Raw genomic sequence first — 26,565 nt, forward strand, 5'->3', positions numbered from 1 at the left:
AGCAGCCGATCGAAGTTGTTCGTGACCGCGTTCCAGTTGAAGTCGTAACTATTGATGATCATAAGAACTCCAGAGGTTCTGGACGATCACTCGCCTACTTCATCTCGAGATCGCCGAGGTTCTCCAACGTGATCACACCTGCGTCATCAAAGGCGCGCTGCAGGGAACCATCCTGCTGAGCACTGCGAATCGCGATGTTCAGCACCTGCAGCGAGCGAGCGTCGACATCGGCGGTCACTCCGTAATTGGTGTCGGACTTGAAAATCGGAGTCTCCGGAACGACGATCTTGAGATCAGGGTTCTGCTTCGCCGCTTCGGCGAGGGTCGGAAGATCACCGAATGCGGAGTTCGCGCGGCCGGCCTTCACGACCTCGATCGACTGCGGGATGCTCTCGACGCTGAGGGTTTCGACATTCAGCGCCTCGACGGCAGGCTCATAGGAAGTTCCCGTCGCCACGGCGATCTTGTCGGCCTCGATGATTTCCTCGGCAGTGCTCATTCCTGATGCCTCGGGGACGATGAAGACGTACTCGTTCGTGTACACGTTGTCGGTGAACTGGATGGCGAGTGAGCGCTCGGAGGTCGCGTCGAGGTACGCGGCGACGTCGAAGCGATCCGCCTGCAGACCCGAGACCATCTTCGACCACTCAGCGGCGACCGGCGTGAACTCGACACCCATCTCTTCGGCAAGCTTCTCGAGCGGCAGAACGTTGGGGCCGCCCATCTGGCCGTCTTCTTGCTCGCCGGTCATCGGGGGAGCGGAGGCGATGCCGACGCGCAGCTCGCCCTGGCTTTGGATCTTGTCGAGCCAGGCGCCGTTCGCGGAGGCTCCTGCTTCGCCGCCACCTCCGCCGCCCTGGATACGGGCTCCGAGCCAACCGCCACCGATCGCGAGCGCGATCACAGCGACGATCGCGAGAATTACCTTGCTGGACTTTGACATCTTCGTCTCTCCTATGAGTTTGCCTGATAGAGCCAGGCGGAGTGTGGGTGGGGTGTATTGAGGTCAGTACGGCCTTCGGAGCAGGGGTGGCGCTCCGGATGCTCCGCGGAGGAAATCGAAGTCGAAGCCTTCATCGCCCTGGAGCACGTGATCGACGTAGAGTCGTCGGTATCCGCGCTCGAACTGCTGTTCAGGCGGGGTCCACCCGGCTCGTCTGGAGTTCAGCTCCTCTTCCGGAACATCGAGTGTGAGCGTGCGGTTCGCGACGTCGAGGTGAATGACATCGCCGTTCTGCACGAGCGCGAGCGGACCGCCGACCCCGGACTCGGGCGCCACCTGCAACACGACCGTGCCAAACGCGGTACCGCTCATTCGGCCGTCAGAGATTCGAACCAGGTCGGTGACGCCTCGGTCGAGCAACTTCTTGGGGATCTTGATGTTGCCGAGCTCCGGAGCGCCGGGGTAGGCGCGCGGCCCGATTCCGCGCAGTACGAGCACGGAATCCTCGTCGACGTCGAGATCATCGGAATCGAGGCGGGCATCGAGATCCTCCACCGAATCGAATACGACAGCTCGACCGCGATGATTCAAGAGGCGAGGATCTGCCGCGGTTGCCTTGATGATCGCACCGTGCGGGGCGAGGTTGCCACGGAGTACTGCGAGCGCCGGTTCCGAGCTGAACGGCCGATCGCGCGTCGTAATCACTTCCGGGTCCCAGACGACCGCATCTGAGATCTCCTCAGCGAGTGTGCGACCGGAGACCGTAAGTGCGGAGGTGTCGAGCAGGTCCCCCATATTCTTGAGCAATGCGGCCTGGCCGCCCGCGTTGAAGAGATCCTCCATAAGGTGTTCGCCCGAAGGCATGATGTTCGTGAGGAGCGGAACGTCGCGGCTGTACGCCTCCATGTGCTCGAGGGTGAAATCGATGCCGAGTCGCCCGGCGAGGGCGATGAGGTGCGCGGTGGTGTTGGTGCCCCCACCTATTGCTGCGTTCGCTCGGGCGCCGTTGCGGAACGCAGTGGGGGTCAGGATGTCGGCGATGCCGACGCCCTCTCTGACGAGATCGACGATCCTGCGTCCGGTGCGCTGTGCAGCGGCCTTCTTGCGGGCGTCCATGGCCGGTATGTTCGCGGTGCCCATGAGCGAGAGGCCCATCGTCTCGAGAACGGCACCCATGGTGCAGGCGGTGCCCATCGTGTTGCAGGTGCCCGGGCTACGCGAGATTCCATACTCGGCCTCGTCGAGGTCTGAGTTCGTGAGGTGCCCGGTCCGTGCTTCGTCGTTCAGGCGATACACATCGCTTCCGGAGGCGAGCTGGCGGGCGCGCCAGCTTCCGCTGAGCATGGGACCCGCATGCAGCAACATGCATGGGAGCCCCGTGCTAGCAGCCCCCATCGCATATGCGGGAGCCGTATTGTCGCAACCGGTAAGCAGGATCAGTCCGTCGATGGGATTGGCGCGGGCGAGCTCTTCGAGTTCGAGGCTCATCAAGTTGCGATACATCATGCCGCTCGGGCGCATGATCGAGTCGCCGATCGAGATCGTAGGGAACACGAGCGGGAACCCACCGGCCTCGAGAACTCCGCGTACTGCCCATTCGGCGAGGGTCGTCAAGCTCGAGTTACAGGGCACGAGGTCGGAAGCCGAGTTCGCGATGCCGATCACCGGGCGGCCATCGAACATTTCGCCCTGATGCCCCAGCGCCTTGAGGTTCGCACGATGGTTGAAGGGCGCGGTTCCGGTGCCTGAGAACCAGGCCCTGCTGCGCAGCTCGCATGAGTCGCATGCGCTGTCTGTGCGCCGGGCCATACCGACCTCGCTTTCCCTGTATCGCGTGTTGTTTGCATCTCAAGGTAGTGACGCTCGTCGCGAAGCACATCGGCACGGATACGAAGGTTTTCGAGTCTGACGCGAATATTTCCTGATGGGTGGCGCGTATAGGCTTTCCACATCGCGGCATGCGGCGGGAGGGCGCGATGGATCACGAGGTTCAAAAAGCAATCGACGACTGTGCGCGGCGTTTAGGGCGCTCAGTCGTCCTGGACAGCCTCGAGTTGCGCGCGTTGGTGTCGAGTGCGCACTACGGCGACGCGGATCAAGCACGGATGAGAAGCTTGGTCAACGGGGGCTGGAATTCGGATAGCCGGGAGTATCACAAGTCCCGTGGCGTAGCCGAGTCGCAGCAGCCGGTGTGGATCGAAGGCCGAGAAGACCTCGGACTTGAGGGGCGGCTTTTCTCACCGGTGAAATGCAACGGCACCACATTCGGGCTGCTCTGCGTGATCGACCCCGACCGCAGCATGTCGGAGACCGAGCTGCGCGAGGTCGAACGCACAGCAGACCAGGTTGCGATGCTGCTCTACACCCAGACGTTGCTCTCCGAGCGCGACCGCAACCGCGAAGAGGCGGTTCTGAGGGATCTCTTCGCGAACGACAGCAGCTCGCGAAATGACGCAGAGGATCAGATCACAGACACCCGAATGCTGGAGCACGTCGACCGCCTCGTGGTGGTGACGGTGCACTGGAACCCCGGGGCCGCGCACGATGCGAACCAGTTCGGTGCTCAGCTCAAGCGGGAGCTCACTCACACGGAGAGTCGAAGCGCGCTGTGGATGACCGCGCCCAACAGCGTGACGTTTCTCATCGGCGACGACGGTCGCGAGTCGGAATCCGGGGCGCTGCAGGCGGCCCTCCGCCTGGCGCGGTGCGCTGTGGATCGATGGTCCGACGTCTACTGCGGAGTGAGTGACGCCAGTTCGAGTCTGTCGGGGTCAGCGGTTGCGTTTCGGCAAGCACGTCTTTCGAGCCGGGCCGCTGAAGTGCTTCCCGAACTCGGGCGGGTGGCCGTCTGGAGGGAGCTGGGAGTCTTCGCTGCGTTACTCAAATTGCCGGCTGAAGACCTGGCAGAGCATGCTTCGATCCCGGCCGTTGAAGCGCTGGGCGAAGCCGATGGCACGGGTGAACTCCTGAGGACGGCCGAGACCTTCCTCGACTGTGCGGGTGACACTCGAAAGGCCGCGGACATTCTGCACATTCATCGGTCCACCCTGTATCACCGGCTGGGGAGGATCGAGAGTGCTACCGGGCTTGAACTCGACAATGGAGGCGTCAGGCTCGCGCTTCATCTCGCGCTGAAAGCCCGACGCCTCCTGCAGTTCTAGCTACTCTGTGGCCGCACCTACTCCGTCTTGTAGACCTGCCCGGTCTCGATGTTGTCGACGGCCCGGCGGTACAGGTTGCCGACGGCGTCGTCGCTCGCGGGCGGGAAGCCGGGGAAGAACTCGTGGAACCCGGGAGCCGCTTCAAGCACGGTCGGGCTCGCGATGTTCACGCGAATTCCGCGGGGCATCTCGCGTGCCGCGGTGATGACCCAGGCCTCGAGCGCGCCGCTCGCCATGGCGGCGGCCGACCCGGTCGCGATCGCTTCACGGGCCGTGATGCCGGTCGTGAGCGTGATCGAGCCACCGTCGCGCACGAACGGGGTGCCGATGCGCACGAGATCGAGCTGGGAGAGCGTCTTTCCGAAGAATCCGGTGATGTAGTCGTCGCGGGTCAACTCCGAGAGGTGCTTGAACGGAACGTGACCTGCGGCCGAGACGATCGCGTCGACCTCGCCGACTTCTGCGAACAGCGCTTCGATCGATGCGGGGTCGTCGAGGTCCACCGAAGGGGTCGTGTTGCGAGTCACTTCGATGACTTCATGCTGTTTCGCAAGCGCCTTGACCGCGGCCGAACCGACGGCACCGCTCGCTCCGATGATGAGAACCTTCTTGCTCATATGCTGCTCCTTCGGGTTGGCGCATAACGCGGGTTGGTGCATAACGGGGATGCGGAGATCCGTTCCCTTGTCTCCGAGCGTACGAGTGCAGGTGCTCGTTGGGAAATACGTGGGACGCATGTTTCATGCGCGAGATGCATAAGAAAAGGAGGGGACTCTCGGCGATCTCCGCGAAGGTGCATACGCTGGGGACATGAGTATCGAACTGCGCCATCTCCGCGCCATAGTCGCGCTGGAGGAGGCCGAATCGTTCACCGCAGCCGCCGAGATGCTGGGCGTCACGCAGCCGACATTGTCTCGCACGATCAGTCAACTGGAGGAGTTGCTCGGCGCCGATCTCGTGATGCGCACGACCCGCAGTCTGCGCCTGACTGAACACGGAGCAGAGGTCGTCGATCAGGGTCGTGCGCTGCTCGCCGGCCTGGACCGCCTGGTCTCGAGCTTCGACGGATCGCACGCCGGTCCGCTGCGTCTCGGCTGGGCATGGGCCGGCCTCGGCAAGCACACCCTCGCGCTCATCAAGCAGTGGCAAGGAGTCTCGCGATCCACCATTGAAGCGAGTCGACCCGATGACCTGCTTCTCGCTCTCGAGCGATCGCGTATCGATACCGCGATCGTGAAGCGAGCACGCGGCGAAGCGCCGCTTCCCGAGAACCTCATCGCTGCGCCGCTGTTCACCGAGACTTTGGTCGCTGCGATCTCGACGTCGAATCGCCTCTCGGCGCAAGATGAGGTCTCGCTCGACGACCTCGCCGATGGGGCGGTGGCTCTCTGCTCGGTCTCTCCGACCGCGAGTCTGCGGCTGTGGGAGGGGCGGGAGCGCATGCCGGCCTCGCTGCTCGCAGGCAACACCGATGAGTGGCTCGTGAGCGTCGCGCTCGACGAGGCCGTCGGCGTGACATCGGCTGCGACCGCCTATGGGCATCGCAGCGAGGAAGTCGTCTACCGGAGCATCAGCGATGCGCCGCCGGTCGAAGTCTCGATCGTGTGGCGACGGGATCGGGTGCATCCCGCCTGCATCGAGTTCGCCGAGTTCGCGCAGGCGTACTTCCGGGAGCTCGCGGGTCAGGGGTAGCTGATCGGCGCAGTGCTAGTTCAACACCGCGCTAGTTCAACACCGCGCTTTACGGATGCCACGGCGGGACACCATCCGGAATAATTCACCGTAACCACTCGTTGCTTCTTCGTGCGGGCGGCTGGCTGTCGCCCTCGAATCCCGAAAGGTCTCGATTGACCGCACTCGTACGCATCCTGCGATTCACTCGCTCGTTCGTCCCCTACTACGTCGCGATCATGCTCGCTGCCATCGTGACGACGCTGTCGGGTCTTGCGATCCCGTTTCTCACGGGCCGGGTGACCGATGTGATCGTCGAGGCGATCGGCGAGGGCACCGGTGGCGGGGGCGTGCCCGAGGGGCTCGTCGCCGCGACTGTGCGGACCGTGCTGCTGCTCGCGGTCGCCGTGCTCGCGGTTTCGCTGCTCGAAACCGCGGTGAGCGCCGTCGGCGGGTACTGGGGTGATGTGCTCGCTGCGAAGATGCGATCGAGTCTCTCGACGCAGTACTTCGAGAAGCTGCTGTCGCTACCGCAGCGCTACTTCGATGACGAGATGACCGGCACCATCGTGGCCAGGCTCAATCGTTCGATCTCCGAGATCACGAACTTCGTGAAGACGTTCTCGAACCTGCTGGTCACGATGTTGATGACGGCGGTCGCGGTGCTCGTGATCAGTGCCTGGTACTACTGGCCGCTCGCCGTGCTGTTGGCGATCAGCTATCCGCTGTATCTCTGGCTGACGGCGCTGACCAGCCGTAAGTGGCAGCGCCTTGAGAGCCGGAAGAACGAGCACGTCGACATCGCATCGGGTCGGTTTGCCGAGGTCGTCGGTCAGATGCGGGTCGTGAAGTCCTTCGTGCGCGAGCACGGCGAGCTGCGCCATTTCGACCGACACTTCTCGGAGACGGTCGGCATCACCGGTCAGCAATCGAGGTACTGGCACCGTATGGACGCCCTGCGGCGCGGCGTGCTGAACCTCATCTTCTTCGCGCTGTACGCGATGATCTTCGTCCGTACGGTCACGGGAGCGTTTACTCCCGGCGAAATGGTGATGCTCATCCAGCTGGTCGCGATGGCGAGGCAGCCCATCATGAGCCTGAACTGGGCGGTTGATGCGGGGCAGCGGGCGATTGCCGGGTCCCGGTCGTACTTCGAAGTCATGGACGAGGATCCGGAGCCGATCATGCACGACGAGCACTGGCCCGTGCGTGCCATCAGCGACCCGGGCGCCCTCGCCTTTGCCTTCCACGACGTGAACTTCGGCTACGAAGCCGGGCAAGACGTATTGACTGGCATCGACTTCTCGGCGCGCCAGGGCGAGCGGATCGCGCTCGTCAGCGAGTCGGGCGGCGGCAAGACGACGATCGCGAGTCTGCTGATGGGGCTGTACCGGCCACGATCCGGCTACATCGACGTGCCCGCGGCGCGCGGGGGCGAGAGCAAGGGCGAAAGTACGCGCGAGAGCGCCGGCGAGAACGTGGATCTTGCCGCATTGCGACGCAGCATCGGTGCGGTCTTCCAGGAGCCTGTGCTCTTCTCCGGAACGATCGCGGAGAATATTGCATACGGATACCCCGAAGCGACTCGGGATGAGATCGAGGCTGTCGCCCGACGGGCGGCGGTCGACCGCTTCGTCGAGTCGTTTCCGCGCGGATACGACACCGTCATCGGCGAGCGCGGCATGAAACTGTCAGGTGGACAGAAGCAGCGTATTGCGGTGGCGAGGGCGATGCTCAAAGATGCGCCGATCTTGGTGCTCGACGAGGCGACGAGCGCTCTGGACACCAAATCGGAGCGACTCGTGCAGGAGGGGCTCGATGACCTCATGCGTGACCGCACGAGCCTGATCATCGCGCACCGGCTCTCGACTATCGCCGAGGTCGACCGGATCATCACCCTCCGCGATGGTCGAATCGATGAGATCGGATCGCCGGAGGAGCTCGCCGTGTCGGGCGGGATCTACGCGGAACTGCTCGCCCTGCAGAATTCGCCGTCGAAGTCGGTGCGGAAGCGGTTGAAGAGATACGACCTCACCGGTGGTTAGTCTCGGACGCGATCGAGACGAGTTCGCGGCGCGCGCCGCCGAGGTCTCGACCCGATCCTCGCCAGATGGCGGTCAGCGGCCGCATGAGCGGTTCCGGGGCGAACGCGATGCGCTGTATACGGCCCAGACGCACGTCGTCGCCGATCGTGAGCGTGCTGAGTACCGCCGGCGCGACGCCGGCCGCCACCGCCGAGCGCACGGCGGCCTCCGTGCCGAGCACGACGGCAGGATTCGCCGGTACGCGTCCCACAGCATGTGAGACGGCCATCTCAAACGCCGTCCGGGTGCCGCTTCCGGGCTCCCTCGAGACGAGCGGCAGTCTGGCCGCCTCTTCCAGGGTCGTAGCATCGCTGCTCGCGAGCGGACTGTGGCGCCCCACGGCGAGCACCATCTCGTCCCAGCCGACGACAGCCGTGCCGAGGTCTGGAGGAAGTTCGGGCGTTTCGATGAATCCGAGGTCCACCTCGCCGGAGCGCACCATCGCCGCGACCTTCGTGCTATTCGCGGTGTGGAGCTGCACGGCGGTGACCGCGCCGCCGTTTCGGGTCTGGGCGTGACGCAATGCGATCAACCAGCCGGGGAGCAGGTGCGAAGCAATCGTCTGGCTGGCGGCTACGCTCAGGGTCTCCTGCGACGCACCCTGCGCTGCAGCGATCGCTGCCTCGAGCGCGCCCATTTCTGTGAGTACCCGCGACGCTCCGTCGAGAATCGAGGTGCCGGCTTCCGACGGGGTGATTCCGGTGTGCGATCGATGGATGAGTTCGAGTCCGAGTGTCCGTTCGAGCGCGCGGAGCCGGTAAGACACCGCCTGCTGCGAGACGCCGAGATCCTTGGCAGCGCGCGAGATGCTTCCCGTCCGAACGGCGGCCTCGAAACAGCGCAGGTCTGCGAGCGTCGGAGAAGCCATATGCGTACGATACAACCAATTCTTGTACCTCGCCAAAGAGCGCGGGATACCGTGCGGGCGTCGTGTGCTGCATGCTGATCACCATGCAGATCGCACCCGTTACCACGCTTCCGCAGCGCCTCCTCTCTCGCGGAAGGGACGTCTGGCCCGGCCTGCTCGTCTGCGTCGCCATCGCCGCGGTAGCGACCGCGATCGGAACGGCGGTGCCGCTCATCGGTTCGGCGATCCCCGCCGTCGTCATCGGCGTCGTCATCACCGTCTTCCACAAGCCGAGCGGCCGCATCGTCCCGGGGATCGGCTACTCGAGCAAGTTCGTGCTGCAGTGCGCGGTTGTGCTGCTGGGGTCGCAGTTGTCGTTGCGCAGCATCGTCGAGGTGGGTGCGGAGTCGCTTCCCGTGATGCTCGGTTCGCTCGCGGTCTGCCTGCTCGCCGCCCAACTCCTCGGCCGCTGGCTGGGAATCGAACGCGACATCCGCATGCTTCTCGGGGTCGGCACAGGCATCTGCGGGGCTTCCGCCATCGCCGCGGTCTCACCGATCATCGGGGCGAGAAGCCACGACATTTCCTATGCGATCTCGACGGTCTTCCTCTTCAACATCCTCGCGGTCATCATCTTCCCGTTCGTCGGGCATGCGCTCGGCATGACTCCGCACGCCTTCGGCCTGTTCGCGGGCACAGCCGTGAACGACACCAGCTCGGTCGTCGCGGCGGCGAGCGTGTTCAGCAGCGCTGCACTCGGCTTCGCCGTCGTTGTGAAGCTCGTGCGCACCCTCATGATCATCCCGGTCAGCGTGACGCTCGCGGTCGTCGAGGCCCGCAGGAACGACGATGGGCAGCGGATGACGCCGGGCCGGATGGTGCGTCTCGTGCCGTGGTTCCTTGTCGGCTTCGTCGTGATGGCGACGATCGGCTCGACCGGAATTATCTCGCCCACCGGAGCGGACATCCTAGGGCGGATCAGCGTGTTCCTGGTCGCGATGGCACTCGCTGGAATCGGCCTGTCGACAGACCTGGCGGCGATCCGCACCGCCGGTCTCAAGCCGCTGGCGCTGGGCGGGCTGCTGTCGTTGCTCGTCGCCGCAACGACGCTCGGGATCATGGCGCTCGGAGACCTCATGGGGTAGCACGGCTCAGAGTGCTCGGCTCAGAGTGCTCGGCTCAGAGTGCTCGGCTCTCCTGTGCGAAGCTTGAGGTGCGCGGCACGGAGGCCTGATCCGGAGCCGCCCAAGCCCATGCAAGGAGCGCAGAACCCAGTGGAGCGCAGAATTCAGATGAACCTGAACGGAATGCTCGACGAACTCGAGGACGCCGGGCTCACCGAACCCGATGATATCTTCGCGAGTTTCGAGCGCTGGGCGGGGGAGGAGCGAGGGCTGCAGCTGTACCCGGCGCAGGAGGAGGCGATTCTCGGTCTCGCGCTCGGCAGCAATGTGATTCTCGCGACCCCCACGGGAACCGGTAAGTCGATGGTCGCCCTCGGCGCCCATTTCATCGCGCTCGCCGAAGACCGTCGCACCGTCTACACGGCTCCGATCAAAGCGCTCGTGAGCGAGAAGTTCTTCGAACTCGTCGACGCGTTCGGAGCGGAGAACGTCGGCATGGTCACCGGAGACACGTCGATCAACCCCGACGCGCCGATACTGTGCTGCACCGCAGAGATCCTCGCGAATCTCGCCCTCCGAGACCGGGGATCAAACAGCACCGGCCCAGACGGTATCGACCCGAACGCTACCGACGCGGGCGACATCACGCAGGTCGTGATGGACGAGTTCCACTTCTACGCGGAGCCCGACCGGGGGTGGGCCTGGCAAGTGCCGCTCCTGCTCATGCCGCACACCCAGTTCCTGCTGATGTCGGCGACGCTTGGCGACGTCACCGAACTCGCGGACGACCTCTCCCGCCGCACCGGACGCGACACTACGCTCGTCACCGGAGTCGAGCGCCCCGTTCCGTTGAGCTTCTCGTATGCCGTGAAATCGGTCCACGAGACGGTGGAGGGGATCCTCGAGCGCGGAGAGAGCCCCGCGTACCTCGTGCACTTCAACCAGTCGCACGCGGTTGAGCAGGCGCAGGCGCTCTCGTCGATCAAGCTGGTGGATCGCGCCGGTCGAGATCGCATTGCTGAGGCGATCGGCGACTTCCGCTTCTCCACGGGCTTCGGTCAAACGCTCTCGCGTCTCGTGCGATCGGGTATCGGCGTGCATCACGCCGGCATGCTGCCTCGTTACCGTCGCCTCGTCGAGCAACTCGCCCAGCAGGGCCTGCTGCGAGTGATCTGCGGCACGGACACGCTCGGGGTCGGCATCAACGTGCCGATCCGCACCGTCGTCATCACCGCGCTCACCAAGTTCGACGGTGAACGGATGCGTCGGTTGAGTGCGCGAGAGTTCCATCAGATCTCCGGTCGTGCAGGCCGAGCCGGCTTCGACACCGAGGGCGATGTCATCGCTCTTGCGCCCGAGCATGAGGTCGAGAATGCGAAGCAGAGCGCGAAGGCTCAGGCGAAGGCGGCTGCTGGCAAGAAGATCGGGAAAGGCCCGAAGAAGAAGGCGCCGCCACAGGGGTTCGTCTCCTGGAACGAATCCACCCTTGACAAGCTCGTCGCCGCGCAGCCCGAACCGCTCGTCAGCCGGATGCGCATCACGCACTCCATGGTGCTCTCCGTGATCGCACGCGGCGAGCAGCGCGAAGGCGAGGCGCTTGAGGTGATGCGCACCTTGATTTTCGACAGTCACGAGCCGCGCGCCAGACAGTACGAGCACGCCCGCACCGCGCTCGGGATCCTGCGCACGCTCCGCAACGGTGGCATCGTCGAAGTGTACGAGCAGGACGGGCAGCGCCTCATGCGGCTGACCGTCGAGCTGCAGGCAAACTTCGCGCTCAACCAACCCCTCTCGCCATTCGCGCTTGCCGCGATCGAGCTCCTCGATCCAGAGACCGACACCTACGCGCTCGACGTCATCTCCGTCATCGAGGCCACGCTCGAGAACCCGCGGGCGATCCTGCGTGCCCAAGAGCATCGAGCGCGCGGCGAGGCGGTCGCCGCGATGAAGGCCGAGGGCATCGAATACGAAGAGCGCATGGAACTGCTCGAAGAGGTCACCTACCCGCGACCCTTGCAAGAGCTGCTCGGCGAAGCGTTTCAGGCATATGCCAAGGAAGTGCCCTGGGCGCGCGATTTCGAGCTGCAGCCCAAATCGGTCGTACGCGACATGGTCGAGCGCGCCTTCGGATTCCGAGATGTCGTCTCGTTCTATCAACTGGGCCGTGCCGAGGGTGGCGTGCTGCGCTACCTCAGCGACGCGTACCGTGCGATCGAGCGCACCGTCCCCGAGCGGGCGAAGAACCACGAACTCGACGAGCTCATCGACTGGCTGGGCGAGCTCGTGCGGCAGATCGATTCCAGTCTCATCGACGAGTGGCAGGCGCTGGCCGATCCCGACGCCGACCCGGAAGCGGCGCGAATGGCGCTCGCCGCCGGCCGTGACACAGCACCACCAGCGCCGCGTTCGATTCTGCGCAACGAGCGAGCCTTCCTCGTGATGGTGCGCAACGCGCTGTTCCGCCGGGTACAGGCCGCTGCCCACGAGCGCTACGACGAACTGGCCGAGATCGAGTCGGGCACTCAGTTCTCGGTGGATGACTGGCGGGCCGCGCTCGATGCCTACTACGCGGAATACGACGAGATCCGGATCGATGCCGACGCCCGCGCGGTCGGACTGTTCGAACTCGACCGTGCGCCGAATCGGGAGGAGCAACAGGAGGAGCACGAGGAGAACCAGACCGGAACCTGGCGTTTTCGTCAGGTGTTGCTCGACCCCGAGGGCGATCGCGATTGGGGTATCGAGGGGAGCATCGATCTCGCAGCCTCCGAGGAGTCGGGCGAACCCGTGCTGCGTGTCGAGCGTGTGGGGCCGTTCGGTGCCTAGCGATTTCTAAGGCTTAGGCTGGAGGTCATGAACCACACGCCGGAGCACGCCGACATTACCGCCGATACCTTCCTCAGCATCGCAGATCACACGCTGCTGGCGCCGGGAACCACGGCGGAAGAACTCGACGGCTTTCTCGCAGATGCGGTGCGGCTCGGTGTCGCGCGGGTCTGCGTGAGTCCCCAATTGCTTCCCGTGGAGAAGCATGGACTCGAGATTGTCACGGTGGTTGGGTTCCCCTCGGGGTCGCATCACGCGCAGGTCAAAGCCGACGAGGCGCGCCGCGCCGTCGCGGACGGTGCGGATGAGATCGACATGGTGGTGAATCGGAGCCTCGTGCGGGCGGCAGACTGGGCCGGCGTCGAGGCCGAAGTGCGCGCCGTGCGCGAGGCCTGCCCGGGCAAGGTGCTGAAGGTGATTCTCGAGACCGGAGCCCTCTCCGACGAGCAGATTGTCGAGTCCTGCCGAGCCTCCGAGGCCGGCGGCGCAGACTTTGTCAAGACTTCGACCGGCTTCGACCCGTCCGGCGGTGCGACGCTGCACGCCGTCCGTCTGATGGCCGACACCGTCGGGGGTCGCCTGGGGGTGAAGGCCTCCGGCGGCGTGCGCACCGCCGAGACCGTGCGCGAGCTGTGGGCTGCGGGCGCCACACGGTTCGGCGTGTCCGGCACGGCTGCGATCGTTGATTCGTGGGACGCAGAGCAGGTCGACGAGGCGAATTCCGGCGGGTACTAGGCCGCGTCTACCCCGAGGTGTCGACTTCCGCGGCAACCTCCACCGCGTCCCGCAGGATCTGCATCGCGCGATCCTGCGTGATGCCGAGTGCGCGCAAGCGCCTTGCGGCCTCGGCGGCGATCTCCTGCGCCTGAGCCTCGAGCGGGTCGTCGTCGAAGGCGATGAAGGTGCCAGACCGGCCGCGCCCCTCGACGACGCCTGCCTCTTCGAGAGAGCGGTACGCGCCCGCGACCGTATTCACGGCGAGACCGAGGCGCTCGGCGAGTGCGCGGATCGTCGGGAGCTTCTGGCCTGGTTTCAACCGACCGGCTGCGACCCCCTCGATCACCCAGCGGTGCAGCTGGTGCTTCGGCGGGGTGGAGGATCCCCGTTCGAGCGTCAACGAGTCGAAAACATGCGCGTTCGTCATGCGCCCAGCATAGGGAGCCCCCGCCACCCTTTAGACTCTCCCCATGCGTTTGGGAGTGATCGACGTCGGATCCAACACCGTCCACCTGCTCGTCGTCGACGCGCATCCGGGGGCGAGCCCCGTGCCGTACCACTCGCAGCGATCCATCCTGCGGCTCATGAGATATCTCGACGGCGATGGCGCGATCGTTGAAGAGGGAATCGCTCTGATCATCGAGTCGATAGTCGAATCGGTGCAGGCCGCCCATGAGGTGGGTGTCGACGATCTCATCTCGACTGCGACTTCCGCGATCCGCGAAGCCGCGAACGGTGAGGAAGTGCTTGCGCGCATCACCCGCGAGACCGGGGTCGTGCTGCAAGTGCTCTCGGGCGAAGACGAAGCGCGAATCACCATGCTCGCGGTGCGTCGTTGGCTGGGTTGGTCGGCTGGCGAGGTACTCCTCTTTGACATCGGTGGCGGCTCATTCGAGATTGCGCAGGGAGCCGACGAATATCCGGACGTCCAGGTGTCTCTGCCGCTCGGGGCGGGGCGCTCCACGGTCAATTTCCTGCGCGAAGACCCTCCGCAGCGCGAAGCCGTCTCCGCGCTGCGCGCGCATGCCCGCGCGGAGTTCACGCGAGTGCGCGACGAGCTGTTCTGCGACCGGCCCGGTCCGAAGCGGGTCGTAGGCACTTCGAAGACGATCCGCTCGCTGGCTCGATTGATCGGTGGGCCGCCCGATCCGGAAACCGGTGATCTCGCACCGCTGCACTACACCGGCCTGCGCGAGTGGGAGCCGACGCTGCGCGAGATGCCGGGATCGGTGCGCGAGTATCTCCCCGGCATCACGCCCGAGCGCGGGTACCAGATTCTCGCGGGGGCCGTGGTGCTGCGCACCGCCATGAAAGTGTTCGGAGTGTCGACGCTGACGATCTCGCCGTGGGCACTGCGTGAGGGCATCGTGCTGCGCTACATCGATGCGCTCGATGCGCGTGGCGCAGATCCGGTGCACAGCTTCGGGTAGCTGTTGTATCTCGCGCCGACGGCGGCTCAAAGGTCAGCACACGATGAACGGTGGATCGCGCACAATTGATGCCCGACGTCCATGGGCCCTGATTGCGGATTTGCAACCATTCCGCCGACGCAGATGCGCGGCGCGGAGCGATCTGCCATATTCATGAGGGAACGCGGGTGGTGATCCCACCCAACAGAAAGTCCGCGAATCATGCGGGCACTTCATCGAGGAGGATGGAAGTTGAGAATTTCATCGACTAAGAGGCTGCTGGGAGTGGCGGCCGCGAGCGGGCTCGTACTCGGGCTCGCAGCGTGCGGTCAGGCCCCTGCCGAAGACGAGGCGGGCGGCGGCGACGTCGTCGAGGGCTTCAAAGCGTGCATGGTGTCGGACGAGGGCGGCTTCGACGACAAGTCGTTCAACCAGCTCGGCCATGAGGGACTGGAGGCGGCGGCTGAAGAGCTCGGCGTTGAAACCGCGGTCACGGAGTCGAAGAGCGCGAGCGATTACGCTGCGAACCTCGACGGCCTCGTTTCCGAGGGCTGCACCTTCATCGTCTCGGTCGGCTTCATGCTGAGCGAGCCGACGGTTGCTGCCGCCCAGGCAAACCCAGACATCCAGTTCGCGATCATCGATGATTGGGCTGACAATGATGGCGACGGCGAGACGGACGCTGACAATATCAAGCCGCTCGTGTTCGATACTGCACAGGCGGCGTTCCTCGGCGGATATGCTGCTGCATCGCAGTCCGAGACCGGAAAGGTCGGTACCTTCGGCGGTGCGAAGATTCCGCCGGTGACGATCTTCATGGACGGCTTCGCGAAGGGCGTCGACTATTACAACGAGCAGAATGATGCCGATGTGACGGTTGTGGGCTGGGACGTCGATTCGCAGGACGGTCAGTTCACCAACGAATTCGCCGCGAACGATACGGCGAAGCAGATGGCGCAGGGTCTCATCGACCAAGACGTCGATGTGCTGCTACCTGTCGGTGGTCCGATCTATCAGTCGGCAGCTGAGGCGATCCGCGATTCGGGCGGCAATGTCGCCCTGCTCGGCGTCGACGCCGACGTCTACGAGACGGACGAGACCGTGCAGGATCTCCTGCTGCTCTCGATCACCAAGGGCATGGACGTCGCGGTGCACGACGCAGCTGTCGAGGCCGCGGGCGGTAACTTCAGCTCGGAGCCGTTCGTCGGCGTGCTCGAGAACGACGGCGTGGGCATCTCCGGCTTCCACGACTTCGAGTCTGAGGTCGATCCGGCGCTGCAGGCGGAGCTCGACGAGATCCGAGAGGGCATCATCGACGGGTCGATCGACGCCGAGTCGGTCTCCTCGCCGTAAGGGATCGCGGAGAGGTCGCCTGGACGCGGAAGCGCTGGGCGACCCCTCGGTTCCACGGTCGACCACGATACGGACGGAGCAGCATGACGCTCGAACTGCGCGGCATCACGAAGCGATTCGGAAACTTCACCGCGAATGATCGCATCGATCTCGAGGTACGCCCCGGAGAGATCCATGCACTGCTGGGGGAGAACGGCGCCGGAAAATCGACGCTGATGAACGTGCTCTACGGCCTCTATCAGGCTGAAGAAGGTGACATCGTCATCGACGGCGAGGTGCAGAGCTTCCGCGGCCCAGGCGACGCGATGGCGGCGGGGATCGGAATGGTGCACCAACACTTCATGCTGGTCCCGGTATTCACGGTCGCCGAGAACGTCATGCTCGGTCACGAGAGTACGAAGTTCGCGGGTGCTCTCGACCTCGAGAGCGCGAGGAAGCACGTGAACGCTGTAGCGGAGCGCTTCGGCTTCCACGTCGACCCTGATGCGACCGTGGGGGATCTCCCGGTCGGCGTGCAACAGCGCGTCGAGATCATCAAGGCGCTCTCTCGCGACGCCCGCATCCTGGTGTTCGATGAGCCGACCGCAGTGCTGACTCCGCAGGAGACCGACGAGCTCATGGCGATCATGCGGCAGTTGCGCGACGAGGGTACGGCGATCGTCTTCATCACGCACAAGCTGCGTGAGGTGCGGGAAGTGGCGGATCGCATCACCGTCATCCGTCGTGGTCGTGTCGTGGCGGAGGCGAACCCGACTGACAGCAACGCCGAGCTGGCCTCGTTGATGGTCGGCCGTGCGGTCGAACTGACGGTGCAGAAGGAGCCGGCGGCTCCCGGCGAGGGCGGTCTGTCGATCGAAGACCTCACCGTGGTGGATGAGACCGGACACATCGTCGTCGATCACGTCGACCTTGCGGTCAGACCGGGTGAGATCGTCGCGATCGCGGGAGTGCAGGGCAATGGCCAGACCGAGCTCACCGAGAGTCTCGTGGGGCTGCAACAGGTGCGCAGTGGCAGAGTGAAGCTCGATGGTCGCGAGCTGCTCGGCCGAACGGTGAAGCAGATCATCGACGCGGGAGTGGGCTTCGTTCCTGAGGATCGAATCTCCGACGGACTCGTCGGCACGTTCACCGTTTCCGAGAACCTCATGCTCAATCGCTCCAGCGATGCGCGGTTCGTCTCCGCTGGTACAGTGCGGCTCGGAGCGCTGCGCGAGTTCGCCGAGGCGAAGATCGACGAGTATGACATTCGTACGCAGGGGCCGGACGCGCTTGCGGGTCGGCTCTCCGGCGGCAACCAGCAGAAAGTGGTCATCGCTCGCGAGCTGAGTCGCGACCTGAAGCTGCTCGTGGCCTCTCAGCCGACGCGCGGAGTCGACGTCGGCTCGATCGAATTCATTCACAAGCAGATCGTCGCAGCTCGTGACGCAGGTGTGCCGGTCGTGCTCGTGTCAACGGAACTCGATGAAGTATCGGCGCTCGCCGACCGCATCGCGGTCATGTATCAGGGCACGATCATCGGTATCGTGCCGGGAGACGCGTCGCGCGAGACGCTCGGCCTGATGATGGCCGGGGAGCGGCCGGAAGGAGTGGCCGCATGAGCGGGCAAGTACCGAACCTTGAGCCCACCACCGATACGCATACCCAGACGGTCAGGCTGCCCGAGCAGCCTCGCCAGAACCGATTGCTGCAGGAGATCTTCTCGAGCTCGATTACTACGACCGTCATGGCGATCGTGCTGTCGATGCTCATCGGCGGCGTGCTCATCGCGCTCACCGATGACAAGGTGCAGGAGGCGGCCGGCTACTTCTTCGCCCGACCGACTGACACGCTCGTCGCAGTGTGGGATGCGATCGCAGGAGGGTACGCGGCACTCTTCCGCGGGTCGATCTTCAACTACGACGCGGTGAACTTTACTCGTGCGATCAAGCCGCTTTCAGACACGTTGAACTTTGCGACGCCGCTCATTGCCGCCGGTCTCGGTGTCGGCCTCGCATTCCGGGTGGGTCTCTTCAACATCGGCGGACGCGGCCAGATGCTGATGGGTGCCGCCGCGGCTGCGTTCGTCGCGTTCTTCGTGGACGCTCCGTTCTTCATCCATCTGCCCCTCACGATCCTCGCGGGTGTCATCGGTGGTGCGGTCTGGGGCGGCATCGTCGGCTACCTGAAGGCTCGTACCGGCGCGCACGAGGTGATCCTCACGATCATGCTCAACTTCATCGCCTTCTACTTCATCGCTTGGCTGCTCTCGACGCCGGGGCTGCTGATGAAGCCGGGCGGCAATCAGCCGATCTCGCAGGCCACGCCCGAGAGCGCCCAGTTCCCGTTGCTGTTCGGTGCGCCCCTGACGACCAACTGGGGGTTCGTGGTCGCGATCCTCGCCACCGTGTTCGTCTGGTGGCTCATGGAGCGATCAGCGCTCGGCTTCCGTATGCGCGCCGTCGGAGAGAATCCGCATGCGGCACGCGCTTCCGGCATCAAAGTGGAGCGTATCGTCTTCTACGCTATGGCGTTCGCCGGCGGCCTCGCTGGGCTCGCGGGTGTGAACCAGATGGCAGGAACGATCACGAGCGGATTTGCCAGTCACATCGATGCCGGTATCGGCTTCGATGCGATCACGGTTGCGCTTCTGGGGCGCAGCCGCGCTTGGGGGGTCTTTGCCGCGGGCATCTTGTTCGGCGCGCTGAAGGCCGGCAGCTTTACGATGCAGATCGCGGAGGGCATTCCCGTCGACATCGTGCTGGTGGTGCAGGCCCTCATCGTGCTGTTCATCGCAGCGCCCCCGCTCGTGCGCTCCATCTTCTTCCTGAATCGCTTCAACCGGGTAGTTGCACTCCAGGCGAAGGAGGCGCAGGCATGACCATCCAAGCCGCACAGCCATCACCGGCAACCTTCGAGGGGGCCCGGGTGAGGCAGCGCAGTCTCAAGGCGCCGATCTCACTCGGACTGGTGACGATCCTCATGCTGCTGCTCGCCTTCCCCTACAGTCGCAGTGGCGAAAGCACCTTCCGCCTCGGCGACCGGAGCTCGGCGGTGCAGCTGCCGGATCTCGTGCTGCCGACTGGACCGGCAGTGATCGTGTGCGCAATCCTCATGCTGCTCATCGCCGCCTTGTCATTCTGGTTCTACACCCGATACCGTCGGACATCGTTGTGGCTCATCACGCTGTTCTCGTTCGCGGGCATCTTCGGCTTCCTCATCTGGTCGGCCGTCGGCGGGCTCGTGCCCGTCACTGGTCTGCTCTTCGGGGCGCTCTCCCTCTCGGTGCCGCTGATCTTCGGTGCGCTCGGCGGCGTTATCGGCGAGCGTGTGGGCGTCGTGAACGTCGCGATCGAGGCACAGTTTCTCTTCGCCGCGTTCACGAGTGCGCTCATCGCGAGTATCACCGGCAGTTACGTCGCCGGCCTGCTCGGCGCGCTCGTCGCAGGCGCTTTGGTTGCGGCTGTGCTCGCAGTGTTCTCGATCACGTATTTCGTTGAGCAGGTCATCGTCGGTGTCGTGCTGAACGTGCTCATCACCGGCCTCACGAGCTTCCTGCACGGAGCACTGATGCAGCCCAACGCCGCGGCCTTGAATGCGCCGCCGCGCTTCCCGCGTTGGGCGATCCCGGGACTCAGCGAGATCCCGATTCTGGGCCCGGTGCTCTTCAACCAAACCCTGATCGTGTACCTCGCCTACATTCTGGTGCCGCTCGTGACCTGGGGTCTCTACCGCACTCGCTGGGGCTTGCGTCTGCGCGCGGTGGGCGAGCATCCGCAGGCTGCGGATACCGTCGGCATCCGCGTAAACCCGACCCGCTTCTGGAACCTGCTGCTCGCCGGCGCGATCGCCGGTATCGGCGGTGCGTACTTCACGCTCGGTGCGGTCGGCTCGTTCGACAAAGAGATGACGGGAGGCCTCGGCTTCATCGCGCTGGCCGCGGTCATTTTTGGTGGGTGGGATCCTTGGCGGGCGACCCTGGCCGCGCTGCTGTTCGGCTTCGCGACGAACCTGCAGACGCTGCTGAAGAACCTCGGATCGCCGATTCCCGGCGAGTTCATGTCGATGCTGCCCTATGTCGTGACCGTGCTCGCCGTGGTCGGCTTCGCCGGGAAGGCGCGTCCGCCCGCGGCTAGCGGCAAACCCTACGTGAAGGGGTAGCGTGAGCACTGACCATACAGCCGATACGGCCAATACAGCCGATCCTGCTGGTGCGGCCAGCACCGCCAGCACTGCCAATTCAGCCAGGACAGGCGACACAGCCAGCACAGCTGATTCAGCCGATACAGCCGATTCAGCCAGCACAGCCGATCCCGCCACCGAAGCCGATTGGGCGGTTCTGCGTTCGGAAGCCGTCACAGCGCTCGACCGCGCCTACGTGCCGTACTCGAAGTATCCGGTCGGAGCGGCCGCGCTCGTCGATGACGGCCGAGTTATTGCGGGCTGCAACGTCGAGAACGCCTCGTACGGATTGACGCTGTGCGCCGAATGCGCGCTCGTCTCGGCGCTGCACATGTCGGGCGGCGGGCGACTCGTCGCTTTCGTATGTGTGAATGGCGAGGGGCAAACGATCATGCCTTGCGGGCGGTGTCGGCAGCTCCTATTCGAACATGCGGCTCAGGGCATGCTGCTCGAGACTGTGTCGGGCATTCGCACCATCGAGCAGGTGCTGCCCGATGCGTTCGGTCCGCGTGATCTGGATGAGGCGGCGCGTCGTGACGATTTGGAGGGAACCTGATGAGTGTCGAACCGTTTGATGCCGTGGATGTGATCCGGGCCAAGCGCGATGGCGGGGCGGTGCCCGAGCCGGCGCTGCGCTGGATGGTCGATGCGTACACCCGGGGCTACGTCACCGACGCGCAGATGGCGTCGTTCGCGATGGCGGTGTTTCAGCGAGGCATGGCGCGAGACGAGATACGTGTGCTGACGGATGCGATGATCGCGTCGGGGGAGCGCATGAGCTTCGGAGCACTGGGGAAGGCCACGGTCGACAAGCACTCGACCGGAGGAGTGGGGGACAAGATCACCCTGCCCCTCGCGCCACTCGTGGCGTCCTTCGGTGTCGCGGTTCCGCAGCTCTCGGGCCGCGGCCTCGGCCACACGGGCGGAACGCTCGACAAGCTCGAGTCGATTCCGGGGTGGCGAGCGGCTCTGTCGAATGAGGAGATCTTCGCTCAGCTGGGCGGCGACGTGGGGGCGGTGATCTGCGCGGCAGGATCGGGGCTCGCACCGGCCGACAAGAAGCTGTACGCCCTGCGCGACGTGACCGGCACGGTCGACTCGATCCCGCTCATTGCTTCGAGCATCATGTCGAAGAAGATCGCCGAGGGTACTGACGCGCTCGTACTCGACGTGAAGTTCGGCTCGGGTGCGTTCATGCAGGAGTTCGAGCAGGCGCGTGAGCTTGCGCAGACCATGGTCGCGCTTGGGGAGGATTCCGGCGTGCGCACGACTGCGCTGCTGACCGACATGAATGTTCCACTGGGTCTCGCGATCGGCAACGCGAACGAAGTGCGGGAATCCGTCGAGGTTCTGGCCGGAGGCGGTCCCGCCGATATTCGCGAGCTCACGCTGGCGCTCGCCTGCGAGATGCTCACGCTTGCTGGTGTCGGCGGATCCGATGGGGTGGATCCTGCAGAAGTTGCCCGTGCCCTCGATGACGGCCGCGCGATGGATGCGTGGAACCGCATGATCGAGGCGCAGGGTGGCGACCCGCACGCCGTGCTGCCGGAGCCCCGTGAGACGCTCACCGTTGTGGCGCCCGTCTCGGGCGTCGTGACTCGGCTTGAAGCGCTGCCGTTCGGCATCGGAGCTTGGCGACTCGGTGCGGGGCGGGCACGACCTGAGGATCCGGTGGTGCATGCCGCGGGCATCGACCTGCACAAGAAGCCGGGGGAGCGCGTGGAGCAGGGGCAACCGCTCTTCACTCTCTCCGCCGATGACGCGGCCCGCTTCGACCGCGCGCTGGAGGCCGTTGAAGACGCCTGGGAGATCGATCCGGTGGCCACCACCGGCTCGCCCGCGCCGCTCGTGCGGGAGCGCATCACGAGCTAGGCGCGAGTCTCGCGCGGTTCGTGGATCCTGCGTGGCTCGATCCGCATGCGGGCTCGACCCTGCGTGGCTGTTCGATCGTGCGTCGCTCCTGGTTCCTGCGTCTCTGTTCGATCTCGCCTCACAATGTGCATTTTCGTGCGTTTCTCCACAGATTCGCACTGACGGTCCCATGTGCGCCCGAGGTCGTTCAGACTTACTTGCATGACACATCATGCAGACGCTCGAGGCACCCGCACCGTACTCGATTCCCGACTTCCGCTGGACACCGATGCAAGGCTGCAAGAGGTACTCGGCCTGCTACTCGGTAGTGCCGATCAGCGCCAAACGTGGCTGCTCGTGCTCGGCGACGACCACCGGCTGCTCGACCCTTTGATTCCGATCGAAGGGCTCACGGAGGGGCCCGATGAGACTGAGGAGACCGATGATCTCGGGACCGTGACCGCTGCTCGGGTGCTCGCCGAGCGAGCCTCGATGATTCGTGAACTTCTGGAAGGTGCATCTCTGGTACTGGTCTGGGAACGAGTGGGGTCCGAGGGCTTCACCACCTCAGACCGGGCTTGGGCGAAAGCGATGGCGCACGAATGCCAGGCTCACGGCCCGACCCTGCGGGCCCAATTTGTCCTACACGACGACGGAATTCGTCAGATCACAGCGGACGACTGGGGGTAGATGGTCAGAGAGCGCACCGTCTGTAGCAACGGTGCGCTCTCGGCGGTGTCCCTCAGGGACCTACTCCCAGAACCAGTGCCAGCCGCGACGACGCTTCCAACGAGGGTGTACGACGAGCGCTGGATCGTCGAGACCCCGCCAGGGGTTCTCAACGCCGTGCTCGATGCGCGCATCCCCAATCGCCCCGTCGAGCACAGGATGGTCCAAGACTCTTCCTTGCTTCCGAGCCACTGTGCGGTTCGGCCTCGCAACAGTGTGGTCTAGTTGCGGGGACTTGCGGAGACCCGCGCGGCGCTTGTGTGCGATTGCGTTTCTCATGATGCACCTCCTCCATGAGGGGTACTTCCACGGTACGCCGGTTCTACGGAAATGGAAGGGTGTTGTTTTGAGTTCTGATCCGATTGCGGGTAGAGTTGTCTCTCGTTGCAGAGCTTCGGAGAGGCCCTGATCAATGCCTTGGGATATGGTGTAATTGGCAACACTACGGTTTCTGGTACCGTCATTCTAGGTTCGAGTCCTGGTATCCCAGCCATAAGAAAATCCCTGATCATCCAACGAGATGGACGGGGAATCCTCCATTCCGGTCCGGTTCGTCCTCGACACGTCTAATCATTCGCCGCAGACTGGGAGTATGACTGTCGCGCAGACTCGGCTCGCTGGCATCGAGCACGCTCGTGCGCTCGCTCAGTTGCAGATCGAGTTCAACGCGGAGTTCGACGCGTCCTGCCCAACTGAGGCGCAACTCGTACCCCGCTTCACGGCGATCCTTGAATCGACCGCCGGGTATGCCGTGCTGCTTAGTGACCACGGAGCATTGCATGGGTATGCGCTTGTGACTCTCAGGCCCACGATCTACTCCGATGGGCCGCTTGCGGTTCTCGATGAGCTGTATGTGCGACCTGATCAACGTTCCCGAGGCTTCGGAACCGCGATTCTCAGTCACGCGCTTCGCGAGATGCGGGATCGTGGTGGCGAGGAAATGCACATCAATGTCGACGAAGCAGACGCCGATGCTCGGCGCTTCTACGAACGGCATGGGTTTATGAACACCGAGCCTGGGCATGAGGAACGAATGCTGCTCTACCTGCAGGACTTCGGGGCGCAACCTCGATCCGGTGTGTAACCAGGATCCGGTGATCCGGTGATCCGGTGATCCGGTGATCCGGTGATCCGGTGATCCGGTGCCGGCGACCGTGCACTGGTGATCAGATGCTAAGGAGCGGCGAGCGCGCGTAGTTCACGTGACGGTGCGATCACCCTTGCGCCGCGCGAAGCACCTCGGCGATGGTCCGCGGATGCTTGAGAATGCGGAAGTGCCCGCCGGTCTCGATCTGCACATTCTTGGCGCCGACGAGATTGCTGCTCTCGGGTACGTGCGGGTCGAAGTGCGGGAAGACTGACACGATTCGCGCGTTCGCATCGAGGGAACGAGTGAGTAGCGCCACTGTGGAGTTGCGCGGGGAGAAAGCCCGAAGAGTTGGTCCAAGCAGAAAGCGTGCGTAGCGGGATCCGTTGAAAGGCGTCGCAATCGCGACCATCATGCGGATGCGAGAGGCGGAGATTCCGAACGACATGACGTGCTTCCCGATCAACCCACCCTTGCTGTGCGCCACGATGACAGCTCCGTCGAGGTCGTGCGTCGAAAGGTAGTTATCTGCAATCTCTGCACCCTCAGCGACGGCGAGGCGATTGTTCCGAAGAGGGTCCAGCACGTGGACCGGATGCCCCGAGCTGTGCAGATCCATAATCAATGGGAGCATGAAGCGCCACGGTTCATAGACACCAGGCAGGATGAGGATCGGCGCTCGGTCGCCATCCATGAAACTGCGCGGATCAGGCCTGCGTATGAAGGCGAGAACCTGCCATCGGGCTGCATACAGGTAGTCTGCAACCCACCATGCGGCTTTACGCGCGACATTCATGCGTGCACTCCTCGGCGGCGTCTCGAACGACAGCCTACTGCGGGAAAGGAAGCAGATGCTCCGCTGAGAACAGATGCTCCGTTGAGAACGGGTGCTCCATTTAGAACGGTTGCTCTGCTTGAAACGGGTGCTCTGTTTCGAATCGCACGCGACTCGTTCGCTTCATAGGCGCCAACCCCGATCGGCGGGGAGCTTGTTGCTCTCGTGATTCAGTTGGGGCGGGTATTTGGGCTCTGAACACTCGTCGCCGGGGGACAGGCGCAAACCATCCGGGTGGGTGATCGACGTGGATTCTGCCGGAGGGGCTCGTCCAAGTGAACACTCCACCCAGAGATTGGCGCACGCTCCAAGCAGAGTGATGCTTCAGAGTGTGGTGGCCGCGGCAGAGCGCACCGAGATTGTCTGTGGAAGTTGGGCCGCCCTTGGCCGCATCAACGGTATGGTCGAGGTCGCAGCGGTGGATCGGAACCCGGCACCCTGGGAAGCGGCACCTTTGGTCTCTGGCACGAAGCCTGCGCCGGATCTGCTCGCTCGGTCGATATCGATCAACTGCGATGACGTCGCCGGTTCTGGAGTCAGTCACTACTCGTTCGAAGACGGCGTTATGAGCGGCAAGCTCACGGATGCTCGGAGCAGCGATCGGGCCGTACCCTGCGCATTCGCCCAGGGCTTCCGTCGGCCGATCCGCTGTGCTTGCAGCATTGTTGAGGTCGGGGTGGGGGTGGTCGATGAGATCAACCGGCGCGATGAGCTGGATACGGGCGTGAATGGATTCGGCGGGACGCCCGCCAGTGAGCCTGAATGGATCAGCGGAGAGCAAAAGGTCGGAAAGGGCATCCGCGCGAAGCTGGTCACGAGTTCGCTCATCACGTGCACTGGCTGTTGACGCTGATGCTGCTGCAGATGCAGATGCAGATGCAGATGCAGATGCAGATGCAGCCGTTTCAATCATTGACGCTGACGGCGTCGACTCCGATTCAGGCGCTCCTGTCAGCTGAGAAACGATGCGCTCACCTCGGCTTGCGGACTTTGCGATGCGGGTGAGTCGGTCATGAATCGCGTAGGCCTCGATGGCGGGGAGATGCGCATAAAGATCAGCCATGCCGTCACCGGCGTCAGTAACGGTGACTCGGCGTTGAGCGCAAGCCTGCTCTTGGCGCACTTCGAGTGGAGATTCTGCACATGCCTCGGCAAGGCGCTTCGCGATCGGACGCAAACGGTTCGGTGTCTCCAGCGTCGCTGCGGTGAGAACTGCATCCTCGTACTCTGCTCGGCGCGCTGTGACGATGGGGTCGTAACCTGGACCGATGATCGTGCCTTCGTCTGCGATGATCTGAGCGTGCTGTATGGAGATCGCGCCGGACGATAAGGACGCGATCAATGCAGAGTACTGTTCCGTTGCACGGTAGGCCAGATCCATGAGTCGATCAGCCTGGTACTCGCTCGTTCCAAGTACGAGAGCTATCTCCGCACGGAGAGAGCGATAGGCCACTTCGCGATTACTGCGGGCATCTCGCCTCTTCTGAGAGCCCCTCGGATCCTGAGACTCCTGAGACTCCTGAGACGCCCGTGGATCCTGAGACTCCTGCGGCGCCTGGGCTGGCTGCGAGGCGAGAACCCGAGTGACCAGTCGGCCGATCGCGCGCAAACGTTCTGCATCGTCCGAACGTCTGCGCTGCTCGAGATGCTCGAGGCGTGACAGTTCCGCCGTATGCGGGTGCGTGTACGGGGAGGTTCTCATGACTGAATTCCACCACGCACCTCCGACATTCATTGACTCAGAAGCCGCATGATTTCAACGGTCCCGTG

22 protein-coding genes, 1 tRNA gene and 1 pseudogene are annotated in these 26,565 nt (G+C 64.2%); 16 read left to right on the top strand and 8 right to left on the bottom strand.

Annotated elements, in window-relative coordinates; genetic code table 11:
- Positions 1 to 94: 94 nt before the first annotated feature.
- A complete protein-coding gene (locus tag ACUYV6_RS12305; protein WP_449278962.1) occupies positions 95 to 943 on the bottom strand; it encodes a substrate-binding periplasmic protein in 849 nt (282 codons plus the stop codon).
- A 63-nt stretch (positions 944 to 1,006) separates the two neighbouring features.
- Positions 1,007 to 2,752, bottom strand: coding sequence for a dihydroxy-acid dehydratase (locus tag ACUYV6_RS12310; RefSeq protein WP_449278963.1), 1,746 nt, complete (start codon positions 2,750 to 2,752; stop codon positions 1,007 to 1,009).
- 296 nt (positions 2,753 to 3,048) lie between these two features.
- Between ACUYV6_RS12310 and ACUYV6_RS12315 the strand changes: the two genes are divergently transcribed.
- Positions 3,049 to 4,104 carry a PucR family transcriptional regulator gene (locus ACUYV6_RS12315; protein ID WP_449278964.1) on the top strand — a complete coding sequence of 352 codons (1,056 nt, stop codon included), beginning with the start codon at positions 3,049 to 3,051 and terminating at the stop codon, positions 4,102 to 4,104.
- A gap of 17 nt (positions 4,105 to 4,121) precedes the next feature.
- Here the strand turns inward: ACUYV6_RS12315 and ACUYV6_RS12320 are convergent, their stop codons facing one another.
- Positions 4,122 to 4,721 (bottom strand): short chain dehydrogenase, encoded by a 600-nt coding sequence (locus ACUYV6_RS12320; protein WP_449278965.1) that lies wholly within the window; start codon positions 4,719 to 4,721, stop codon positions 4,122 to 4,124.
- A gap of 193 nt (positions 4,722 to 4,914) precedes the next feature.
- Between ACUYV6_RS12320 and ACUYV6_RS12325 the strand changes: the two genes are divergently transcribed.
- Both ACUYV6_RS12325 and ACUYV6_RS12330 read left to right on the top strand, forming a co-directional pair.
- Positions 4,915 to 5,796 carry a LysR family transcriptional regulator gene (locus ACUYV6_RS12325; RefSeq protein ID WP_449278966.1) on the top strand — a complete coding sequence of 294 codons (882 nt, stop codon included), beginning with the start codon at positions 4,915 to 4,917 and terminating at the stop codon, positions 5,794 to 5,796.
- A 155-nt stretch (positions 5,797 to 5,951) separates the two neighbouring features.
- Complete coding sequence (locus ACUYV6_RS12330) at positions 5,952 to 7,820, top strand: ABC transporter ATP-binding protein (protein ID WP_449278967.1); 1,869 nt, start codon at positions 5,952 to 5,954, stop codon at positions 7,818 to 7,820.
- Here the strand turns inward: ACUYV6_RS12330 and ACUYV6_RS12335 are convergent.
- Positions 7,807 to 8,727: a LysR family transcriptional regulator gene (locus tag ACUYV6_RS12335; RefSeq protein ID WP_449278968.1), complete on the bottom strand. Its 921-nt coding sequence runs from the start codon at positions 8,725 to 8,727 to the stop codon at positions 7,807 to 7,809. The two genes, ACUYV6_RS12330 and ACUYV6_RS12335, sit on opposite strands and share 14 nt — an antisense overlap.
- 83 nt (positions 8,728 to 8,810) lie before the next feature.
- Between ACUYV6_RS12335 and ACUYV6_RS12340 the strand changes: the two genes are divergently transcribed.
- The 3 genes from ACUYV6_RS12340 to deoC all read left to right on the top strand — a co-directional run bounded on the left by ACUYV6_RS12340 (position 8,811) and on the right by deoC (position 13,391).
- Positions 8,811 to 9,851: a YeiH family protein gene (locus ACUYV6_RS12340; RefSeq protein WP_449278969.1), complete on the top strand. Its 1,041-nt coding sequence runs from the start codon at positions 8,811 to 8,813 to the stop codon at positions 9,849 to 9,851.
- 147 nt (positions 9,852 to 9,998) lie between these two features.
- The gene (locus ACUYV6_RS12345) at positions 9,999 to 12,656 is read left to right on the top strand and encodes a DEAD/DEAH box helicase (protein ID WP_449279003.1); all 2,658 of its coding nucleotides are present in this window, start codon (positions 9,999 to 10,001) and stop codon (positions 12,654 to 12,656) included.
- Positions 12,657 to 12,683: 27 nt separating this feature from the next.
- Complete coding sequence (gene deoC, locus ACUYV6_RS12350; RefSeq protein WP_449278970.1) at positions 12,684 to 13,391, top strand: deoxyribose-phosphate aldolase; 708 nt, start codon at positions 12,684 to 12,686, stop codon at positions 13,389 to 13,391.
- A 7-nt stretch (positions 13,392 to 13,398) separates the two neighbouring features.
- Here deoC and ACUYV6_RS12355 read toward each other — a convergent pair whose 3' ends face one another.
- A complete protein-coding gene (locus ACUYV6_RS12355; protein WP_449278971.1) occupies positions 13,399 to 13,800 on the bottom strand; it encodes a GntR family transcriptional regulator in 402 nt (133 codons plus the stop codon).
- Between the two features lie 43 nt (positions 13,801 to 13,843).
- Between ACUYV6_RS12355 and ACUYV6_RS12360 the strand changes: the two genes are divergently transcribed.
- The 8 genes and pseudogenes from ACUYV6_RS12360 to ACUYV6_RS12395 all read left to right on the top strand — a co-directional run bounded on the left by ACUYV6_RS12360 (position 13,844) and on the right by ACUYV6_RS12395 (position 22,834).
- Entirely contained in the window at positions 13,844 to 14,803 is a 960-nt protein-coding gene (locus ACUYV6_RS12360; RefSeq protein WP_449278972.1) for a Ppx/GppA phosphatase family protein, read from the top strand.
- 231 nt (positions 14,804 to 15,034) lie between these two features.
- Entirely contained in the window at positions 15,035 to 16,135 is a 1,101-nt protein-coding gene (locus ACUYV6_RS12365; RefSeq protein WP_449278973.1) for a BMP family lipoprotein, read from the top strand.
- Between the two features lie 83 nt (positions 16,136 to 16,218).
- Positions 16,219 to 17,733 (top strand): ABC transporter ATP-binding protein, encoded by a 1,515-nt coding sequence (locus ACUYV6_RS12370; RefSeq protein WP_449278974.1) that lies wholly within the window; start codon positions 16,219 to 16,221, stop codon positions 17,731 to 17,733.
- Entirely contained in the window at positions 17,730 to 18,992 is a 1,263-nt protein-coding gene (locus ACUYV6_RS12375) for an ABC transporter permease (protein WP_449278975.1), read from the top strand. The genes ACUYV6_RS12370 and ACUYV6_RS12375 overlap by 4 nt, the downstream gene beginning before the upstream one ends.
- Positions 18,989 to 20,272, top strand: a complete 1,284-nt coding sequence (locus ACUYV6_RS12380; protein WP_449278976.1) for an ABC transporter permease — start codon at positions 18,989 to 18,991, stop codon at positions 20,270 to 20,272. Before ACUYV6_RS12375 ends, ACUYV6_RS12380 begins: the two co-directional genes overlap by 4 nt.
- 157 nt (positions 20,273 to 20,429) lie before the next feature.
- Positions 20,430 to 20,849, top strand: a pseudogene (locus ACUYV6_RS12385) (cytidine deaminase); the annotation flags it as partial.
- A complete protein-coding gene (locus ACUYV6_RS12390; RefSeq protein WP_449278977.1) occupies positions 20,849 to 22,165 on the top strand; it encodes a thymidine phosphorylase in 1,317 nt (438 codons plus the stop codon). The pseudogene ACUYV6_RS12385 and the gene ACUYV6_RS12390, both read left to right, overlap by 1 nt.
- A gap of 201 nt (positions 22,166 to 22,366) precedes the next feature.
- Positions 22,367 to 22,834, top strand: a complete 468-nt coding sequence (locus tag ACUYV6_RS12395) for a hypothetical protein (protein WP_449278978.1) — start codon at positions 22,367 to 22,369, stop codon at positions 22,832 to 22,834.
- A 60-nt stretch (positions 22,835 to 22,894) separates the two neighbouring features.
- Here the strand turns inward: ACUYV6_RS12395 and ACUYV6_RS12400 are convergent, their stop codons facing one another.
- Positions 22,895 to 23,041 carry a hypothetical protein gene (locus ACUYV6_RS12400; protein WP_449278979.1) on the bottom strand — a complete coding sequence of 49 codons (147 nt, stop codon included), beginning with the start codon at positions 23,039 to 23,041 and terminating at the stop codon, positions 22,895 to 22,897.
- A gap of 250 nt (positions 23,042 to 23,291) precedes the next feature.
- Here ACUYV6_RS12400 and ACUYV6_RS12405 point away from each other — a divergent pair.
- Positions 23,292 to 23,366 (top strand) — tRNA-Gln (locus ACUYV6_RS12405).
- Between the two features lie 99 nt (positions 23,367 to 23,465).
- Positions 23,466 to 23,957 carry a GNAT family N-acetyltransferase gene (locus ACUYV6_RS12410; RefSeq protein WP_449278980.1) on the top strand — a complete coding sequence of 164 codons (492 nt, stop codon included), beginning with the start codon at positions 23,466 to 23,468 and terminating at the stop codon, positions 23,955 to 23,957.
- Positions 23,958 to 24,087: 130 nt separating this feature from the next.
- Here ACUYV6_RS12410 and ACUYV6_RS12415 read toward each other — a convergent pair whose 3' ends face one another.
- Positions 24,088 to 24,756 carry an esterase/lipase family protein gene (locus tag ACUYV6_RS12415; protein ID WP_449278981.1) on the bottom strand — a complete coding sequence of 223 codons (669 nt, stop codon included), beginning with the start codon at positions 24,754 to 24,756 and terminating at the stop codon, positions 24,088 to 24,090.
- A 100-nt stretch (positions 24,757 to 24,856) separates the two neighbouring features.
- Positions 24,857 to 26,530 carry a DUF222 domain-containing protein gene (locus ACUYV6_RS12420; RefSeq protein WP_449278982.1) on the bottom strand — a complete coding sequence of 558 codons (1,674 nt, stop codon included), beginning with the start codon at positions 26,528 to 26,530 and terminating at the stop codon, positions 24,857 to 24,859.
- Positions 26,531 to 26,565 lie beyond the last annotated feature (35 nt).

This window comes from Leucobacter sp. GX24907, from assembly GCF_053567335.1.

Excerpts from the sequence above, each read along its gene's own strand:
- ACUYV6_RS12415 (WP_449278981.1), bottom strand. The coding sequence starts at position 24,756 with ATGAATGTCGCGCGTAAAGCCGCATGGTGGGTTGCAGACTACCTGTAT.
- ACUYV6_RS12335 (WP_449278968.1), bottom strand. The coding sequence starts at position 8,727 with ATGGCTTCTCCGACGCTCGCAGACCTGCGCTGTTTCGAGGCCGCCGTT.
- ACUYV6_RS12355 (WP_449278971.1), bottom strand. The coding sequence starts at position 13,800 with ATGACGAACGCGCATGTTTTCGACTCGTTGACGCTCGAACGGGGATCC.
- deoC (WP_449278970.1), top strand. The coding sequence starts at position 12,684 with ATGAACCACACGCCGGAGCACGCCGACATTACCGCCGATACCTTCCTC.
- ACUYV6_RS12380 (WP_449278976.1), top strand. The coding sequence starts at position 18,989 with ATGACCATCCAAGCCGCACAGCCATCACCGGCAACCTTCGAGGGGGCC.
- ACUYV6_RS12410 (WP_449278980.1), top strand. The coding sequence starts at position 23,466 with ATGACTGTCGCGCAGACTCGGCTCGCTGGCATCGAGCACGCTCGTGCG.
- ACUYV6_RS12420 (WP_449278982.1), bottom strand. The coding sequence starts at position 26,530 with ATGAATGTCGGAGGTGCGTGGTGGAATTCAGTCATGAGAACCTCCCCG.
- ACUYV6_RS12305 (WP_449278962.1), bottom strand. The coding sequence starts at position 943 with ATGTCAAAGTCCAGCAAGGTAATTCTCGCGATCGTCGCTGTGATCGCG.
- ACUYV6_RS12315 (WP_449278964.1), top strand. The coding sequence starts at position 3,049 with ATGAGAAGCTTGGTCAACGGGGGCTGGAATTCGGATAGCCGGGAGTAT.
- ACUYV6_RS12310 (WP_449278963.1), bottom strand. The coding sequence starts at position 2,752 with ATGGCCCGGCGCACAGACAGCGCATGCGACTCATGCGAGCTGCGCAGC.
- ACUYV6_RS12395 (WP_449278978.1), top strand. The coding sequence starts at position 22,367 with ATGACACATCATGCAGACGCTCGAGGCACCCGCACCGTACTCGATTCC.
- ACUYV6_RS12370 (WP_449278974.1), top strand. The coding sequence starts at position 16,219 with ATGACGCTCGAACTGCGCGGCATCACGAAGCGATTCGGAAACTTCACC.
- ACUYV6_RS12325 (WP_449278966.1), top strand. The coding sequence starts at position 4,915 with ATGAGTATCGAACTGCGCCATCTCCGCGCCATAGTCGCGCTGGAGGAG.
- ACUYV6_RS12360 (WP_449278972.1), top strand. The coding sequence starts at position 13,844 with ATGCGTTTGGGAGTGATCGACGTCGGATCCAACACCGTCCACCTGCTC.
- ACUYV6_RS12390 (WP_449278977.1), top strand. The coding sequence starts at position 20,849 with ATGAGTGTCGAACCGTTTGATGCCGTGGATGTGATCCGGGCCAAGCGC.
- ACUYV6_RS12375 (WP_449278975.1), top strand. The coding sequence starts at position 17,730 with ATGAGCGGGCAAGTACCGAACCTTGAGCCCACCACCGATACGCATACC.
- ACUYV6_RS12320 (WP_449278965.1), bottom strand. The coding sequence starts at position 4,721 with ATGAGCAAGAAGGTTCTCATCATCGGAGCGAGCGGTGCCGTCGGTTCG.
- ACUYV6_RS12345 (WP_449279003.1), top strand. The coding sequence starts at position 9,999 with ATGAACCTGAACGGAATGCTCGACGAACTCGAGGACGCCGGGCTCACC.
- ACUYV6_RS12340 (WP_449278969.1), top strand. The coding sequence starts at position 8,811 with ATGCAGATCGCACCCGTTACCACGCTTCCGCAGCGCCTCCTCTCTCGC.